We start from the raw sequence: 16005 nt of genomic DNA, 5'->3' as shown, positions 1-16005 counted from the left end.
TTATGTTTACTCTCCTTTATATAATTGGATTGTTAATTTTAGGATAATAAGCAAGGGGGCGAAATGAATTTTGGCGGAGTTACCATAAAGGATATTGCTAAAGAGTTAGGGATCTCACCGTCAGCGGTTTCCAAGGCGCTTAAAGACAGTCATGAAATTGGCGAAAAAACTAAGGCGCTTGTACTGGAGTGTGCTAAAAGGCTTAACTATCAGCCCAATCTTAACGCCCAAAGCCTTAAACGGGGCAACAGCAAATCTATCGGCATTGTGGTTTCAACTATTGAGAACCAGTTTTTTTCGCAGGTGATCAATGGCATCGAATCAGTAGCACACAGTAAGGGATATAATGTGTTTATTACACAAACCCATGAGTCGTATGAGCTTGAAATGCAAAATGTACGTCACCTGACTTTTCGCTCCATTGATGGTTTGCTGATCTCCCTCTCAACCGAAACCCAAAATATTGATCACCTGAAAAACCTGCATGAAAAAGGTTTGCCTATCGTTTTCTTTGATAGGGTAAGCGATGAAATTGATACGCATAAAGTAGTGGCCGATAATTTTGCCGGGGCATATAAAGCCACAAGACAATTGCTTGAGGCAGGATACCGTAAAATAGCTCATATTACCAGTTCGGTAAACGTGTCCATTACCGCCGAACGCTTGAGGGGATACAGGGATGCACTTGAACAACATGGTATAATACCTGATGAAAAACTGATCAAGTACTGCCCGCATGGTGGTAAAGACCTTGCCGAGATCGAAAACGCGCTAAGTGAATTGTTTTCTGAAAGTAAACCCGATGCCATCTTTACAGCCTCCGACAGGATCACGACTACTACCTTGTCCCTTCTTCATAAATTAGGCTTCCGGATCCCTGCTGATATTGCTTTGCTCGGCTTCACCAATACCCAACTGGCCGAAGTTTTAAACCCACCGCTAAGTGCTGTTTATCAGCCCGGTTTTGAAATGGGAAAAAAGGCAACCGAAATGCTGATCAGCATTATCGAGAGCAAGCGGCCTGTTACAGAGTTTGAAACTACCGTATTGCCTACCCGGGTTTTTATCCGCAGTTCCTCTCAACCGGTAAAAGCTTAATATTAAACACCTGATTGGTAATAAATGTATGCTTAACATTTGTTGTTTTTGTGAAAACTTTTACAGATTTTTAGCGCATTATAAACCACGCTAAAACCTTTCAGCCCTATGAAAAAAATGGTCACTGCCTGTTTGCTGCTGCTTTTATTTTACAGCGCGGCAATTGCACAAAATACCGGCGATAAAACTTTTACCAACCCGTTGTTGCCATCAGGCGCCGATCCCTGGGTGATCTGTAAAGATGGGTTTTACTATTATACCAATTCAACAGGGGGCAATATTGTTATTTGGAAAACAAAAGATATTACCAAGTTGAGTACTGCACCTAAGAAAGCTGTTTGGGCGCCGCCGCCTGGTACAGCTTATTCCAAAGACCTATGGGCGCCCGAACTCCATTTTATAAATGGCAAATGGTATGTATATTTTGCCGCGGATAATGGCGATAACAATAACCATCGCATATATGTACTGGAAAATAGCTCGGCCGATCCAATGGAAGGTACCTGGGAGTTTAAAGGAAAAATATCAGATAGCACCGATAAATGGGCTATTGACGCTTCGGTATTTGAAAATAACGGTGGTTGGTATATGATTTGGTCGGGCTGGGAAGGAGACCATAACGGTCAACAGAATATTTACATCGCTAAAATGAAAGACGCTATAACCATCGGCAGCGAACGCGTGAAAATATCGAGTCCGGCTTATCAATGGGAAACCAATGGCGATCTGCATGATGCCGGTAACCCGGCACATGTAAGCGTAAATGAAGGACCGGAAATTTTGAAACATAAAGATAAGTTATTCCTGATCTATTCGGCCAGTGGCTGCTGGACTGACTTTTATGCATTGGGCATGCTTACCGCTTCTAAAAATAGTGATCTGTTGAACCCTGCCTCATGGATCAAAACAGAGGAGCCGGTATTTAAGCAATCTCCTGAAAGCAGCGTTTACGCCCCCGGTCATAACTCATTCTTTAAATCGCCAGATGGAAGGGAAGACTGGATCCTGTACCATGCCAACTCAAACCCTAACGAAGGCTGCGGTAATAAACGTTCGCCGCGTGCGCAAAAATTTACCTGGAATAAAGATGGTTCGCCAAATTTTGATATGCCAATGAAAGATGGGCAGTCGTTGACTGTGCCGTCTGGAACTAAGTAAAGGGAGACTGCTTTAAGACACAGTTAAAAAAATCGTCATTGCGAGGAACGAAGCAATCCCCGATAGGCGGAGTCGTTCTGTATAGTTCGCGATTGCTTCGTTCCTTATAATGACGTGCCTGTAAGACATTCATAATCAAGCTGCATTTTGGAGAGTAAGACCAAGTTTTTGAGCTTCTTTTTGCAGACGGCTGATCTTTCTTGCCTTTTGTAATTCGATATCCTGCTGAACTTTACTGCTATCGTAAGCCTGTTGTTTGAGTATCATATTATAGAATATCACGGCTATTTTCCTGGCCACTGCTTTAATAGCTTTAGCCTTTCCTTTGGTTGCAGCTAATTTTCGGTATTGCTGTCCTAACGGGCCCTTGCTTTGCCATAGGCAGTTTGCCGCAAGCCTGAAAGCCTGGGTAGCCGGGTTGTGTGTGATCCGTTTTTCATAGCCTACCAGCTTGCCTCCTGTTATTTTAGGACGGGCGACAGGTTTAACCAGCTTGTAAAATGGCCTGCGGTAGGCCATTTGCTCATATCGGGCCCTGTTACTGCCAGTATCGTTAGCAGGCCGATCTCATCCAGGCCTTCCACGGCTGTCAGGTCTACGCCTAATATGGCTATTAGGTAATCTTTTAAGTTGATATGATATTGATTCTTGCGGACCATGCTCTGCTTCTTTGAGCTTTTTATCTCCGGTGCCAATAGTTTAAGCGTTTGTTCGATGTGCTGCTCATAATAAAGCATCTGCTCTTTAAAAAAGTCGTATGCCTTTAGGCTGCCCCTGAGTGTATTGATCCGGCTGTCCGGTAGTCTCCTTCAAGAGAATGGAGCAATTCCTGCTGACTTGCTTTTAGCCGTTTATGATCGATGCTACAAAGCAGTTTTTCGGGATCTGAGGCCCCTGAGCAGATCATCCGCAAAAGCTTCATGCCGCATACACCTTCAATATCGCTGATCAGGTGCTGGAACTTGATATTCATTTTGGTCAGGGTGTTTTGGATACGGTTGAGTGTATCGCTTTTCTGGTCCTGGCAGATCTGCCTTTCATGGATATATTGCCGCAGGTCCTGGTAAAAGGCCGGCGCAATATGTGATTCGCGTAAAAGGCCATGGGTAAGCAGCTTATGCAACCACTGCGCATCATTAATATCCGTTTTTCGTGCCGATACATTCCGATAATGGCTTGGGTTGATCATCACCACCTTTATGCCCCGGGACTCAAGGATACTATGCAGGGGCATCCAATAGTTGGCGGTTGATTCCATCGTTACGATCTCCACCTTTTCCCCTGTAACAAGTCGGCCAGTTTATTAAGACTGGAGGTAAAACTGTCAAACTGTTTCAGGTGGATCTGATCCCTGGAATCAGTGTAAGATACGACCATGAGCATACTCCCTACATCGATCCCGGCTGATCTGGGGTAAAGAATCCCAAATCGTTCCATCTTTTTTGAACCTGCAGGAGTTCCTGCCCCTTCTTCTTTTTGTTTTGTTTAGCTTTGCCCATATTTTTAAAAAACAGGGCAAACTCTGCCGCTTTAAAAAGTCTAAGCTTAAAAGCGCGGTAAACCACCAGTTGGTCAGAACTGGTGGTTCCCTATAATGTTTTTTGCAAAAAGCGACAGTCCCAAACTCGCAAGCGGGCTCTTAAAGGCCCCAAGGGTTATACGGGGTGTGTAGTTTGCCCGATGTTCAAGACAAATATCTTACTTCTCATCGCAATGCATGTCATTTCATTTTTTTTCAGGGCACCCTGATGGGTACTCGCAATGACGTTCTTGTTATAAGCACACAATTTTCTTGACAAATGTCAATTTCCTTCTTATCAAATGTCAATGTACAGGTTATAGTGTCGCGGTAAATTTGTATCAACAAAAGAACGATACAAAATGTCAAAAACAATTTTTATAACCGGAACAAGCACAGGATTTGGTAAATTAACCACTATAACCCTTGCAAATGCAGGCCATACCGTAATAGCAGGTATGCGCGGAATAAATGGCAAAAATGAAACTGTAGCCAAAGAGCTTTCAGCCTTGCCAAATGTTGAAGTAGTTGAGGTAGATATTACTGATGATAATTCAGTTAAAGCTGCTTTTGAATATACATTAACCAAATACGGCCATATTGATGTGTTGGTGAACAATGCCGCAGTTTCAGGCTTTGGCGTACTGGAGGCTTACTCGCTCGATCAGATCAGGCAGATGTTTGAAGTGAATTTTTATGGAACCCTGCGCACCATCTTTGCTGTTTTGCCGGGGATGCGTAAAGCTAAAAATGGCCTTATCATCAACATTACATCGGGTGCAAGTGGTCATACCCTGCCGTTCATGATTCCTTATCTTGCATCAAAATTTGGGGTAGAAAGCATTACCGAAGGTTTAAAGGATGAGCTTGCGCAGTTCAACATCGAGAGCGTTAGTATCCAGCCGGGCGTATATCCAACCGAAATGAATAATGGCAGCAAAACAGGTATCCATGCCGATAAACCGGAAGTTATAGCCGAATACGGCGAGGCCTCAGCACAGCAATTTAACGCTATGGGCACCGCGCTTTTCAGCAAAATGGCCGAGTTTAACATGGACCCGCAAACTATTGCCGATGGTATATTGAGGCTGGTTGAAATGGAAAAGGGTACCCGCCCGCTGCGTTATCCGCTTGATGCGGTAGCGCAGGGTACCGACCAGGAATTTATTGATGCCCGCGCTGCTATCAAAACAAAATGGTTAAGTAAATACACCGCATAACCTAATTATAAAAATATGACCCGAACAAAAGCAAATATCCCCGGATAAAGGAGATATTTGCTTTTATATGTTTGAGCAATTTAAAGAGTACATTGGCCAGAAAGCAACACTCACCGAAGCCGACTATGCTAAAATTGAAGCAGTTTGTATTTTTAAAAAACTCCGTAAAAAGCAGTATTTATTGCAGGAAGGCGATGTTTGGAAGTATAACGCTTTTATAACCAAAGGTTTGGTTCGGTTTTACAGCGTTGATGAAAATGGCCGCGAAAACATAGTAAGCTTTGCCAAAGAAAACTGGTGGACCGGCGACCGTGCCAGCCTGCTTACCGGCGAGCCTTCTAAAAATAATATTGATGCTATTGAGGATACAGAACTGATACTGATTACCAAAGCCAACTTCGACAGGCTTTGCCGTGATATACCGGCTTTTAACGATATGGTTAATGCCATTCTGAACAAAAGTTTCATCACCAGTCAAAACCGCATTCACTCGGCCATTGCCTTTACTGCCGAGCAAAAATATCTTGATTTTGTGCAGAAATATCCCGATCTGTCGCTAAGGGTGCCACAGGCGATGATTGCATCTTACTTAGGCATTACACCCGAAACCTTAAGCCGTGTACGAAAAGAAACTTTAAAGAAACATTAATTCTGAAACTTCATCAGTTCAATGTTTTTCTTTTTCATGGCTTGCAATACCGTTTTACCGTATTCCGTAAAATATTGGTGCCGTTGTAACAGGCTTAAATTAAGAGCATGCCATTCTTTGTCGCTATACTGCCTATCCAAATGTACTTCCCATTCCTGTTTTAAATCATGGGCAAAATCCAGGTAGTTTACAGATGCCAGGTGGTGCATATCGGCATCGCAAATAATTTGCTGGATAAGGTTTTGGGGCGATTGCGGTACTTTGGTGGCTTCAATACAATCCCATACCTGTTGTATAAAATCATTATTATAGTGGTGCTGCATTAAAAAAGTACCGGCAATGATCATGCTGGTGTCTTCATGGCCGTTATAATGATAGAGGTAGCCTGTATCATGAAACCAGGCAGCTATTGTTAAAATAGTTAGTTCCTGCTTTTTTAATTTGCAGTGTGCTGCAATTTCTGTTGCTGCGTTAACAACGCCCAATGTATGTTTAAGGTTATGAAAGTACATGGTTGATGGTAGGTTTTCTTCCATCAGCGACGTGACATAGGCAGCAGCCCTTTTTACTATACTTATTGCAGGCATAAGATAGTTGCGATACTACCCTCACATTCTGTAGGAATTCTGGATAAATATTAACCGGCCAAACTCTCAACAAAAAGATGACACTTTTATCTTATTTGTGTAAACATGGATTTTGCGTTTTTAAGCGGGATTTTAAACCTGTATTTTAGATGCATAAATGTTGATAGATGAAAAATACAGTTCAAATAGCACAACTTTACTTGCGCTTTGCTTTAGCTATTGGTTTTTCGTTGCCGGTGGCAGATCGCTTGGGCTTCATGGGGCCGGCAGGGCAAAATTCCGTAAGCTGGGGTAGTTGGGATAATTTTGTGGTTTATACCAATACATTGATGCCATATTTGAGCCGGTGGATGGCAGGCGTTATGGGTTTTTTAGCAACAGTGGCCGAGGTTTCAATAGCCATCATGTTTATTGTAGGTTTTAAGATTCGTACGGCAGCTTATGCAAGTTTTGCCCTTACGCTTACTTTTGCCCTTTGCATGACCATATTTTCAGGAATCAAGGCTCCTTTTAACTATTCGGTTTGGGCCGATAGCGCAGGTAGTTTATTACTGGCAAGTATGGCCACTTATCGCTGGAGCATTGATTTTATATATGATGAAGCTTAATGCATGTTAAGGCTTTTTAGTATTCAGTTACCTTTGAAGGTATCAAAATAACCGCTTATCAAACCTGGGCTTATTTCATCACTAAGCAGGCCTATATAATTGTCGGGCCGTATTAGCAGGTATAAACCCGATTGTACCCCTAATTTTTGCCAGCTTTCATTAAGGGGTAAATTAACTACTTTGATGTAATTTATTAAGTGAACAGGAATTAGGCTGTCGTACCCAATGCTGCCAATACATAACAGGTGAAATTTGGGTTCCATGAGCAAATGATAGATGCTTTGTAGTTTGCCGTCAATAGCGGTCATAACGTAGGGGCACCTGTCGCCGGCACTAAATTTTAGCTTCTGTTTAATAAACTGCAGGGAAAGCCGGCTTTTTCTGTACGAATACCAAATTTGGGACAAGATCCTGAAAATCCGTTTTGAGATCCATTGGGTTGACAGTACGAGGCGTAAAATATTGGGCATAACGTAGGTGCGTAACTGATATAAGAACCAGTTACAGCTTGTCATGAAAGCAAATATTTTATCGGTAAATTTCATGAGCCATTGGGCAAAAGGGTACCGTTCGTCATGATATGTATTAATAAGTTTATCGTCAGCAACACCTTGCAGCACCAGGGCCAGTTTCCAGGCCAGGTTATGTGCATCCTGCAATCCGGTATTCATGCCCTGTCCACCTGCGGGACTATGAATATGTGCGGCATCGCCCAATAAAAAACATCGGTTTATCCTGAACCTGTTAACACAGCGGTGATGTAGTTTATAAACTGAAAACCAGTTTAATTTTTCTACGTTCAGCGGCAGCTTAATATTGGCCGTGATCACATCTTTAAGATCATCAAAACTAACATTTTCTTTGCCTTCAAAACCTTCGGGCAGGGTACCTAAAATGCGGTAATTACCATTGCCATACATTGGGAAAAAGGCGCAGAAATTAACACGCGACAGTGATGCGATGAGCTTGTTTGCGGGTTGCAGCCAGCTAAGCTTTACATCGGCAACAAAAAATTTATTTTGGTAGGTGCCTCCCTCAAAATTTAATTCCAGTTGCTGCCTTACCAGGCTCGATGAACCGTCGCAAGCCAGCAAGTAGGAGGCTTTAATACTTATTTTGCTGAACGGATCACTTTTATCGTAAAGGCTGGCCACGACGTGATCATCATGCTGTTCAAAACTAACCAAACTGGTTCGCCACAAAACGTCACGGCCTGTAGCTTTCAATTCCTCGTAAAGCAGTTCCTCGTTTTTAAACTGTTCAAATGCCTGCAGGTTGGGGAAATCGGTGAGTCCGTTACCTGCGTTGGTTGTTTCGAGTGTTGCTTTTTCCCGGCCATTCATATAAATGGCGAATTTTCCAATCACCTGTCCCTGTTGCAAAACTGTATCAGCCAAGCCCATTTGCTGATAAATTTCCATGCTGCGGGCTGTAACCAACATAGCCCGCGACTCATGAGTAGGTGCGGGCTTGGTATCGATAATAATAAACTCAACGTTAAAGCGGGCCAGCTGGCAGGCGGCCATTAAACCGGTTGGCCCGGCACCGATAATAATTACTTGTGTATGCACGATGTATTACCGGGCTTAAAAATATGAAATTAATTGGCAAAGCGCAGGCATTATTGCACTATCGCCAGTAATTATTAGCTGCAGCTATGGTGGCAAATTCGATTGCAACTGTTTGTCCTACGGCAATGAGCATCGCTGGGTCTTCGGCATAAACACCTCTTAGCTTACCACGAATTTCGGCGTCGGGCTGGGTTACCTTGATGATGAGCCGGGCCATTTTAATTGCAAGTTCACGGCCTTCCTGTGGTGTTGCTGTAATTAGTGAGTCGCCTGGGATTAGTTGTACTGTTTCTGACATGGTGATAAATTTAATTAGTTATAAAGCTGATTAATAGGTTTTTGATGCGTTGTTAAAAAACAGGCTGTAATACTGTGCCTCTTTTCTTAAAATCCGAAAAGCTGATCCCGGTAGTGTTTTTAAAAAACTTACTGAAATGTGCCAGGTCACAAAAGCCCAGATCGTATGCAATTTTTTTCATGCAGCTATCAGGGTGTATGGCCTGCCGTTTTGCCTCGGCGGCAACCCTTTGCCTGATGTGATGACCGGCCGGCTGGCCTGTTAGCTTTTTGACCACCTCGTTGAGATAATTGGGGGTTACCGCTAACCTGCTGGCATAATCGGCAACCATTTTATTCTCCCTGAAGTTTTTATCAAGCAAGGTCATGAAGTTTTGCAGGATGGCAGTATTTCGCGATTGCTTTGGCGCTTGCTCCGAGTCCAGCTGGCGTGAAAGATAAATTAGGAAAATCTTGAAATAACGCTTCAATATCTCAGATCGGTAAAGGTTATGCCTACTGCATTCTTTAAGCATTATTTCGCTGATATCAATCATGTCTTTGGCCAGTTCACTGCTTATGGTGATGATCTGCGTTTGGTTAAACACTTGATAAATGGGGCTGTATACAGGCTCTCTGCCGTAATCTTCTATATCTAAAAACGAATCGGTGAACGAGATGACATACCCTTGCAAGCTGCTGCTAAATTTAAGATTATGCAGCCGGCCGGGTTTGATCAATAGTAATTGATTGGGGGTAACAGCCTCTTTTTGCAAATTGAGCCTGTAGTAACCGTTACCGGCTGTTATCCAAATCAGCATAAAATAATCGTTAGGAAGGTCAATGCCGTTTTCTTTGATCCACTCAATGGCATGGATCTTAAAAGGAAAGCAGCAGGATGCTTTGTCAAAGTGTAGCGGAGCAAAATTGTTAGCTTGTTTCATGGGTACTTAGTTTAAAGCTTGTAATACATGTACCGCAACTCTAATTTCGTGCCGTTGTGTTTATTTTATTGATATTCAGTTATTTGTTGTTTTTCTGAGCGTCGCTTCTTAACGAAATATCATTATATTACTGATGGGAAAGCGAAATATCGTCCTTATATATACTTAACCGCCTAAGCCGTGTACTGTCACCGGCAAAAGGGGGCGCGCCGATATGCTCAAGCTAAATAACAGCTATTGAAAAAACATTTATTATTCGGGAGAAGGGATGCCGATATTTTGGTTCTGCTTCAGTCATCCTACATTCACGAATAAAAGAGCTCGAAACTGGTAAGTCTGATGCTTAGTATTTGATTATTAATCATATAGATTAATATTTGCTTTTATTGCAAGGTGGTAATACAATACATAATTTATACATCAAAATCCATATTTAATACATTGATAAGGTTTGGGCAGCATATTATTTTTATAAGTTGAATTTGAGGACATGCCTATTTATGTATAGGCATGCATTGTGAACAGGATTTTTGGTTTAGGCCGGTAATAAAAATAATACCAAGTGAATATCAATATAAGCTTATCCCGGTTTTATTGCAAGCTGACGTTAACAGGCTTTTTGCTTTTGATATCCACAAACTCGCCGGCGCAGCGTTACGATCATATCTCCCAGGGTGTTTTATGGGCAAAAAGTAATTCGTTTTTTATGAGATGGGACCTTATAATTGTCGGCATTGTTGCGTTGCTTTTCGTTTTGGGGGTGCTTGTGTTGGTTATTGGCAAAAGCAAATAAACGGTAAACGGTTGCAGCTAAAGGAGAAGGAAATCAGCGAGCAAAATCAAATGCTGCAGCATTTAACCGCGGATAAAATCGTCTGCTTGATGAAAAGGACTGGTTACTGAAAGAGGTGCATCACCGGGTAAAAAATAACCTGCAAATAGTGATGAGCCTGCTTAATACCCAATCGGCATTTTTAAAAAATAACGCAGCGCTTGCCGCCATCCGTGAAAGCCAGAACCGCGTACAGGCTATAGCGCTCATCCATCAAAAATTATATAGCAGTTCAAACGTAGCCTTTATTGATATTGCTGTTTACATCAGCGAACTGGTTAATTATCTTGCCGATTGTTACGACGCTCATGAACGGGGAATCAGGTTTGAACAGCAAATTGAACGTGTTAAAATAGATGTTGCCCAGGCCGTACCTGTTGGCCTTATGCTCAATGAAGCTATTACCAACGCTATTAAGTATGCTTTTCCACACAAGCGTGGTTATATAAACATCTCGCTTGGTACACTTGATGATAATAATATCATGTTGAGCATTGCCGATAATGGTATTGGCCTGCCACAGGGTTTTGATATTAAAGAAGCGTCGTCATTGGGTATGGAAATGATGAAGGCCCTGAGCAAGCAGCTTGGCGGGAATTTTAAAATGGAAAATAGCGAAGGCGTGGCAATAACCCTGGTTTTCCGTGCCGAAAAGAATTTCGGGAATATCGAAAATTAATACTATCCTATATAGTATTAACGTCCCATTTGTATTGGGCCATATGTAATTTGTACTACTGAAACCATAATTAGTACATTGATTTCGGGTATCTCCGGCCCGAACTTTACATTGTTAAATAACAGTTAATAATTAAGCATTAATTAATTGTGCGATAAACGTGTAAAGCCCTCATGCTATGAAAAAGTTTGTTTGTTTGGCAGTTGCCTTCTTTACAAGTGTGTTGATGTTTATAGCAGCAGGCTTATTTATTAAGCTTAGCACAAGTTTGATGGAACCCCTGGTGCCTGCCAGGTTTTTCATAATCGTGCTTTATAGTATATGTTCATTAAAATTTGCTTTGCTGGTTATTATGCTTATGCCAGACAAACCTGTGCTTAAGCAAATAAGCATCGGTTTTATATCGGCCGATATGTTTTTAGTGCTGCCGGGCAGCGTCAACGGGCTGGCAATAAGCGTGCCTTTGCCGCTTATTGCAATACAGGCATTAATCCTGCTTTTTTACATGGCTTTGCAAGGTCGTTTGTGGCTTTATAAGGTCAATGCAAATACTATTGAAAATGAATTGATGGCATCACCTATTTAATGAATGACAATATGCATCACTATGATGAACAATTGATTAATCTCATTATTGATCTGCAGGATCGGGGCTTTAATCACGATTTTGTAATTGAGAAAGAATATATCAGGTGCTTACAATACAACGAGCTGATTTCGCCCGATGATTTTGATATCCTGGAAACCTATCACTGCAAATCATCGGGAAAGAATAATGATTGCAGTTTGGTGTATGCCATTCGGTTAATTAACCATGACATGAAGGGCATATTAATGAGCGATTACGGGGTGTACATTAAAGGGATGTCATTAAGCTTATGGTCAAAATTTAATAATGTAATCAGGTTAAATCTATCAGTAATAAAATAAAATTTAAGAAAAACATATCCAAATGAACAGGGAAATCAGAAATATGGAAAGCCGGACGGGGCTAATGCCTGAACACCCCATAGGAGCAGCATACATAGGCAATTGGAAAATTCAGCTCCGGTCAAATAAGGTATCCTTTTGCCCGCGGATGCGCAAAATGCTTGAGCTATCAAAGGGATATGATGAAAATATCGAAGAACTTTTTGGGCTTGTTAAACCCGGGCAGTTGAGCGGACTTATCCATGAGTTTAAGGTTGCCTCCTTTAATGGAACCAAATTTGAAAAGCAGGTGCAAATTGTAACCCCATCCGGTACCGAAAAATGGATCCGGCTTACAGGTGTTTTATACTCACGCCGGTGGGGTACTGCCGAGCAAATGATTGGTACCATTGAAGATGTTACCCAGAAAGTTAACGAGGACTGCCTGAGCATGGCTATTGTAAATCATGAACTGCGTGCGCCGTTAACTATTATAAAGCTCAATACCCAGTTTTTAATTAACCATCTTGCACTCAGCATCAATAAACAACCAGTGAGGTTGCTGAACATGGTTGATCAGCATATTAACGGGATGACCAAACTGATTGATGAATATTTATCACCATCAACCGGCGAGGACAGATCAGCACAGCTCAATTATAGCCTGTTTGATATTAACGACCTGGTTGATACTGTACTTGGTGAAATGAGGATCCTTTATCCCGCCCACCGCTTTTGTAAATATCCCACTGCCGATAGCATTTTGGTTAGGGGAGATAAATACAAGATTATCCAGGTGCTGATCAATTATTTAACTAACGCCGCCAAATTTTCGCCGCCATGCTCACACATTAACATTAATATAGACTGTACCGAAAATGATGTTGAAGTATCGGTGCATGATGAGGGGGTAGGGATTAATGAGGAAAGCAGCCAGGCGCTGTTCCAGAAGTTTTACCAGTGCAATCAAAAATCGATAAGGCAAAAAAACAGCAAAGGCCTGGGTTTGTATATTGTGAAAAGCATTATCCAAAAACATGGCGGTACAGTGAAGGCCGAAAACGGAAAGGATGGAGGTGCTGTATTTTCTTTTAGCTTGCCGCTTAACCAGCAAAATAAATTTAACAGCACCAGCCAGGAAGCAATAAAACTAATGGCATAAACTGTCAGATTTAAGTAAACGAAACAATAAAAGATATTTATATCTTTTATTGTTGATTTAAATAATTACTTTTGCTTTATAAAGCAATGGGAATATTTTCAAAAACATGTGAGTATGCGGTAAGGGCGGTATTTTTTATAGCCCAGCGCACCGCCGACGGCAGTAGGGTTGGCATAAAGGAAATAGCCGTAAACATTGATTCGCCCGAGCATTTCCTGGCTAAAATACTTCAGGATTTAAGTAGAAGAGGTATTATTCAATCGGTAAAAGGGCCCAACGGCGGTTTTTATCTTGATGCACAAAGCCTGGCCCGCCCGCTATCAGATGTAATAGAAGCAGTTGACGGCGGAGGCATATTCAGGGATTGTGGTTTAGGATTGAAAGAGTGTTCATCAAAAAATCCATGCCCCTTACACCATGATTTTTTAGATGTAAGGAACCGTTTACAAAACATGCTTGAATCTATCACCATAAGCCAGTTCAACGAAGACCTGAACCTGGGAATTGTAGTACTGAAAAAATAAACCGGCCCGCCAAAAAGGTTACAGGCGGAGGCAAAATCAATCAAGTTTTTAACGAATAAAATTATAGGCGTATCTAAATAAATAATTAAAATATAAAAAGGTATTAATATATTTTATATGAAATTCAAAATCTACTTAACCCTCAGCCTTATCGGCATGCTGTCGATCCCCGGCACAGCTACCTATGCAGCCGATGTATTGAAGCCCGATCCAGCTTTTAATACCGGTGCCTGCATCATGATTGCAGTTACCATTTTCTTTTTGTTGTTACTGTTGCTTTGGCTTATCCGTTTGGCCCGTAGCCTCAAATATGATGAAGCCGCACAAGAAAAACACGGCGATAAATGGATTTTCAGGCAAATAAACAGCCTGGATGCTCGCCAGCTTGATCTGTTAATAAGCCGCAGAAACCATCGTAAAAAAGCTATTAACAAAGCAAAGGGGGATAATAATGGCTTTACAGCTGTTATGGCATTATTGCTTGTACTTTCAGCATTATCCACCCAGGCACAAACACCGGCCGAAAGCAAAAATGTATTAACCAGTCCCGGTATGATCATTATGCTTACGTTGATCTTTATTCCGCTGGTGGTGACAGTTTTTTTAGTGGCTTTAAAGATCCGCAACCTGGCTGCCAAAACCCGCTACAGCCGTGTAAAAAAGGAAACCAGTGAATTGGCTGATGTTGTTGATAATGACGATACTGTATATGAAGAACTTATTAAACGCAAGCACGCGCTTAACTATCGTTTAACCAACAATGAACTTGCCGGTACAATTGGGCCGGAAGACTCTAAAGGTATCCTGCTGAATGTTGATGAAGTTCATGGCCCGCGTTTTTTTGCATCCAAGCGCAAAGCAGCACCCAAGCACCAAACCGATCCTAAACTGGTAAAGTTGATTATGTGGTACCTTGGAACCGCTACGTTGTGGTTGGTGCTGGGTACTTCCGTAGGTGAGTATATCGGTATCAAATTTGTATCGCCCGATGCAGATCATATCAGCTGGTTAAGTTTTGGCCGGTTAAGGCCTGTACATACCAATATGGTTTTCTGGGGCTGGTCGTCAATGGCCATGCTGGGCCTTGGATATTACGTGGTTAGCACGGTTAGTAATACGGTAGTTTATAGCATCAAACGAGGATATTATTCGCTCATACTCATGAATGCTGCTATTATCATAGGCAGCGGTATGCTCATGGCCGGTATTAACAACGGCGGTGGCGAATACCGCGAATATATATGGCCGGTTATGGCGCTTTTTGCCGGTGGTATTGTAGTAAGCCTCGCTAATTACATCCAAACTATAGCACAGCGCAAAACTAAAGAGATCTATATCTCCAACTGGTATATCGTTTCGGCTATGATGTTTTTAACGGTGATTGTAACGGTAGGCTATCTGCCCTTTTACCAGGACGGCCTCGGCGAAACCATTGTGCAGGGGTATTATATGCACCAGGCCGTAGGCATGTGGTTTATGTTTTTTAACCTCGGATTGGTTTACTACTTTTTACCACAGCAGTTAAATACGCCTATTTACTCTTACAGTTTAGGAATATTGGCCTTTTGGTCGCAGATTTTATTTTATACGCTGATAGGTACACATCACTTTATTTTTAGCTCAATACCATGGTGGCTGCAAACCGTAGCTATTGTAGGCAGTATGGGGATGTTGATCCCGGTATTTTCTGGTACCACCAATTTTATCATGACCTTCAGGGGCAATTTTAACAAGATTGGCAGGAGTTACACACTGCCATTTTATATCGTTGGGATCCTGTTTTACTTCACCGGTTCCACACAGGGGACAGCAGAAGCATTCAGGGAAACCAACCTTATCTGGCACTTTACCGATTTTACCACAGCACACTCGCACCTTACCATGTACGGTATTATTGCCTTTATGCTTTGGGCCTGTATTTATACGATAGTACCAAGACTTACAGGTAACGAGCCTAAACAGGGCTTAGTTGGTGCACATTTCTGGCTGGCTTTGATTGGTTTATTGTTTTACACCATTCCGCTCATGATAGGCGGCACACTGAAAGGTATAGCCTGGCGCGATGGGAAACCATTTATTGATAGTGTAGTGCTTATGGCACCTTACTGGCTATGGCGTGCCATTGGTGGTTCACTGATGTGGGCATCGCACCTGGTTTTTGCCTGGAACATTTATGTGATGTTTTCGGGGGATAAAAGCGATCCCGATATCAGGAAGGAAGTTTTTGAGAAGCTAAATACTATACCCGCTAACGCTGAAATCTGATAGC

18 protein-coding genes are annotated in these 16005 nt (G+C 42.0%); 11 read left to right on the top strand and 7 right to left on the bottom strand.

Going from position 1 to position 16005, the window contains the following annotated elements:
• Positions 1-63: 63 nt before the first annotated feature.
• Positions 64-1098: a LacI family DNA-binding transcriptional regulator gene (locus tag DIU38_RS17025; protein WP_112652269.1), complete on the top strand. Its 1035-nt coding sequence runs from the start codon at positions 64-66 to the stop codon at positions 1096-1098.
• A 108-nt stretch (positions 1099-1206) separates the two neighbouring features.
• Complete coding sequence (locus DIU38_RS17020; protein ID WP_112652270.1) at positions 1207-2256, top strand: glycoside hydrolase family 43 protein; 1050 nt, start codon at positions 1207-1209, stop codon at positions 2254-2256.
• Between the two features lie 135 nt (positions 2257-2391).
• On the opposite strand, the gene DIU38_RS34095 is transcribed toward DIU38_RS17020, so the two are convergent.
• The 3 genes from DIU38_RS34095 to DIU38_RS34085 are packed head-to-tail and all read right to left on the bottom strand — an operon-like array spanning position 2392 to position 3529.
• Positions 2392-2775: a hypothetical protein gene (locus tag DIU38_RS34095; RefSeq protein WP_244311216.1), complete on the bottom strand. Its 384-nt coding sequence runs from the start codon at positions 2773-2775 to the stop codon at positions 2392-2394.
• Positions 2718-2993, bottom strand: coding sequence for an IS110 family transposase (locus DIU38_RS34090; RefSeq protein ID WP_244311215.1), 276 nt, complete (start codon positions 2991-2993; stop codon positions 2718-2720). The genes DIU38_RS34095 and DIU38_RS34090 overlap by 58 nt, the downstream gene beginning before the upstream one ends.
• Positions 2994-3019: 26 nt before the next feature.
• A complete protein-coding gene (locus DIU38_RS34085) occupies positions 3020-3529 on the bottom strand; it encodes an IS110 family transposase (RefSeq protein ID WP_244311214.1) in 510 nt (169 codons plus the stop codon).
• A gap of 608 nt (positions 3530-4137) precedes the next feature.
• Here DIU38_RS34085 and DIU38_RS17010 point away from each other — a divergent pair.
• A complete protein-coding gene (locus DIU38_RS17010) occupies positions 4138-4995 on the top strand; it encodes an SDR family oxidoreductase (protein ID WP_091163117.1) in 858 nt (285 codons plus the stop codon).
• A 67-nt stretch (positions 4996-5062) separates the two neighbouring features.
• Positions 5063-5644, top strand: a complete 582-nt coding sequence (locus DIU38_RS17005; protein WP_112658437.1) for a Crp/Fnr family transcriptional regulator — start codon at positions 5063-5065, stop codon at positions 5642-5644.
• Here the strand turns inward: DIU38_RS17005 and DIU38_RS17000 are convergent.
• Positions 5641-6231, bottom strand: coding sequence for an HD domain-containing protein (locus tag DIU38_RS17000; RefSeq protein WP_112658435.1), 591 nt, complete (start codon positions 6229-6231; stop codon positions 5641-5643). The two genes, DIU38_RS17005 and DIU38_RS17000, sit on opposite strands and share 4 nt — an antisense overlap.
• Positions 6232-6398: 167 nt before the next feature.
• On the opposite strand from DIU38_RS17000, the gene DIU38_RS16995 reads away from it, so the two are divergent.
• A complete protein-coding gene (locus DIU38_RS16995) occupies positions 6399-6839 on the top strand; it encodes a DoxX family protein (protein ID WP_112658433.1) in 441 nt (146 codons plus the stop codon).
• A 23-nt stretch (positions 6840-6862) separates the two neighbouring features.
• Here the strand turns inward: DIU38_RS16995 and DIU38_RS16990 are convergent, their stop codons facing one another.
• From DIU38_RS16990 to DIU38_RS16980, 3 genes are read right to left on the bottom strand one after another with little or no spacing between them, the layout of a single operon-like run.
• On the bottom strand, positions 6863-8410 hold the full coding sequence (locus DIU38_RS16990) for an FAD-dependent monooxygenase (protein WP_112658431.1): 1548 nt from the start codon (positions 8408-8410) through the stop codon (positions 6863-6865).
• A gap of 58 nt (positions 8411-8468) precedes the next feature.
• Positions 8469-8708 carry a hexameric tyrosine-coordinated heme protein gene (locus DIU38_RS16985; RefSeq protein ID WP_112658422.1) on the bottom strand — a complete coding sequence of 80 codons (240 nt, stop codon included), beginning with the start codon at positions 8706-8708 and terminating at the stop codon, positions 8469-8471.
• Positions 8709-8760: 52 nt separating this feature from the next.
• On the bottom strand, positions 8761-9630 hold the full coding sequence (locus DIU38_RS16980) for an AraC family transcriptional regulator (RefSeq protein WP_112658420.1): 870 nt from the start codon (positions 9628-9630) through the stop codon (positions 8761-8763).
• A 908-nt stretch (positions 9631-10538) separates the two neighbouring features.
• Between DIU38_RS16980 and DIU38_RS16975 the strand changes: the two genes are divergently transcribed.
• The 6 genes from DIU38_RS16975 to DIU38_RS16950 all read left to right on the top strand — a co-directional run bounded on the left by DIU38_RS16975 (position 10539) and on the right by DIU38_RS16950 (position 16001).
• Positions 10539-11141 carry a sensor histidine kinase gene (locus DIU38_RS16975; RefSeq protein WP_208809190.1) on the top strand — a complete coding sequence of 201 codons (603 nt, stop codon included), beginning with the start codon at positions 10539-10541 and terminating at the stop codon, positions 11139-11141.
• Between the two features lie 178 nt (positions 11142-11319).
• Positions 11320-11727, top strand: a complete 408-nt coding sequence (locus tag DIU38_RS16970; RefSeq protein WP_112658416.1) for a hypothetical protein — start codon at positions 11320-11322, stop codon at positions 11725-11727.
• Entirely contained in the window at positions 11727-12071 is a 345-nt protein-coding gene (locus DIU38_RS16965; protein WP_112658414.1) for a hypothetical protein, read from the top strand. Before DIU38_RS16970 ends, DIU38_RS16965 begins: the two co-directional genes overlap by 1 nt.
• Positions 12072-12093: 22 nt before the next feature.
• Positions 12094-13212, top strand: a complete 1119-nt coding sequence (locus DIU38_RS16960; protein ID WP_112658412.1) for a PAS domain-containing sensor histidine kinase — start codon at positions 12094-12096, stop codon at positions 13210-13212.
• A gap of 86 nt (positions 13213-13298) precedes the next feature.
• The gene (locus DIU38_RS16955) at positions 13299-13736 is read left to right on the top strand and encodes an RrF2 family transcriptional regulator (protein ID WP_091163129.1); all 438 of its coding nucleotides are present in this window, start codon (positions 13299-13301) and stop codon (positions 13734-13736) included.
• 117 nt (positions 13737-13853) lie between these two features.
• Positions 13854-16001 carry a cbb3-type cytochrome c oxidase subunit I gene (locus DIU38_RS16950; RefSeq protein ID WP_243770730.1) on the top strand — a complete coding sequence of 716 codons (2148 nt, stop codon included), beginning with the start codon at positions 13854-13856 and terminating at the stop codon, positions 15999-16001.
• Positions 16002-16005: the final 4 nt, after the last annotated feature.

Source organism: Mucilaginibacter metallidurans, from assembly GCF_003286435.2.
Lineage (GTDB): Bacteria > Bacteroidota > Bacteroidia > Sphingobacteriales > Sphingobacteriaceae > Mucilaginibacter > Mucilaginibacter gossypii.
This window is presented reverse-complemented; position numbering and strand designations above follow the sequence as displayed.

Coding starts and splice junctions, on each gene's coding strand:
- DIU38_RS17025 (WP_112652269.1), top strand. CDS start 64: ATGAATTTTGGCGGAGTTACCATAAAGGATATTGCTAAAGAGTTAGGG.
- DIU38_RS34095 (WP_244311216.1), bottom strand. CDS start 2,775: ATGGCCTACCGCAGGCCATTTTACAAGCTGGTTAAACCTGTCGCCCGT.
- DIU38_RS17000 (WP_112658435.1), bottom strand. CDS start 6,231: ATGCCTGCAATAAGTATAGTAAAAAGGGCTGCTGCCTATGTCACGTCG.
- DIU38_RS17020 (WP_112652270.1), top strand. CDS start 1,207: ATGAAAAAAATGGTCACTGCCTGTTTGCTGCTGCTTTTATTTTACAGC.
- DIU38_RS16970 (WP_112658416.1), top strand. CDS start 11,320: ATGAAAAAGTTTGTTTGTTTGGCAGTTGCCTTCTTTACAAGTGTGTTG.
- DIU38_RS16985 (WP_112658422.1), bottom strand. CDS start 8,708: ATGTCAGAAACAGTACAACTAATCCCAGGCGACTCACTAATTACAGCA.
- DIU38_RS16955 (WP_091163129.1), top strand. CDS start 13,299: ATGGGAATATTTTCAAAAACATGTGAGTATGCGGTAAGGGCGGTATTT.
- DIU38_RS16965 (WP_112658414.1), top strand. CDS start 11,727: ATGAATGACAATATGCATCACTATGATGAACAATTGATTAATCTCATT.
- DIU38_RS34090 (WP_244311215.1), bottom strand. CDS start 2,993: ATGCTTTATTATGAGCAGCACATCGAACAAACGCTTAAACTATTGGCA.
- DIU38_RS16980 (WP_112658420.1), bottom strand. CDS start 9,630: ATGAAACAAGCTAACAATTTTGCTCCGCTACACTTTGACAAAGCATCC.
- DIU38_RS16995 (WP_112658433.1), top strand. CDS start 6,399: ATGAAAAATACAGTTCAAATAGCACAACTTTACTTGCGCTTTGCTTTA.
- DIU38_RS17005 (WP_112658437.1), top strand. CDS start 5,063: ATGTTTGAGCAATTTAAAGAGTACATTGGCCAGAAAGCAACACTCACC.
- DIU38_RS16950 (WP_243770730.1), top strand. CDS start 13,854: ATGAAATTCAAAATCTACTTAACCCTCAGCCTTATCGGCATGCTGTCG.
- DIU38_RS17010 (WP_091163117.1), top strand. CDS start 4,138: ATGTCAAAAACAATTTTTATAACCGGAACAAGCACAGGATTTGGTAAA.
- DIU38_RS16960 (WP_112658412.1), top strand. CDS start 12,094: ATGAACAGGGAAATCAGAAATATGGAAAGCCGGACGGGGCTAATGCCT.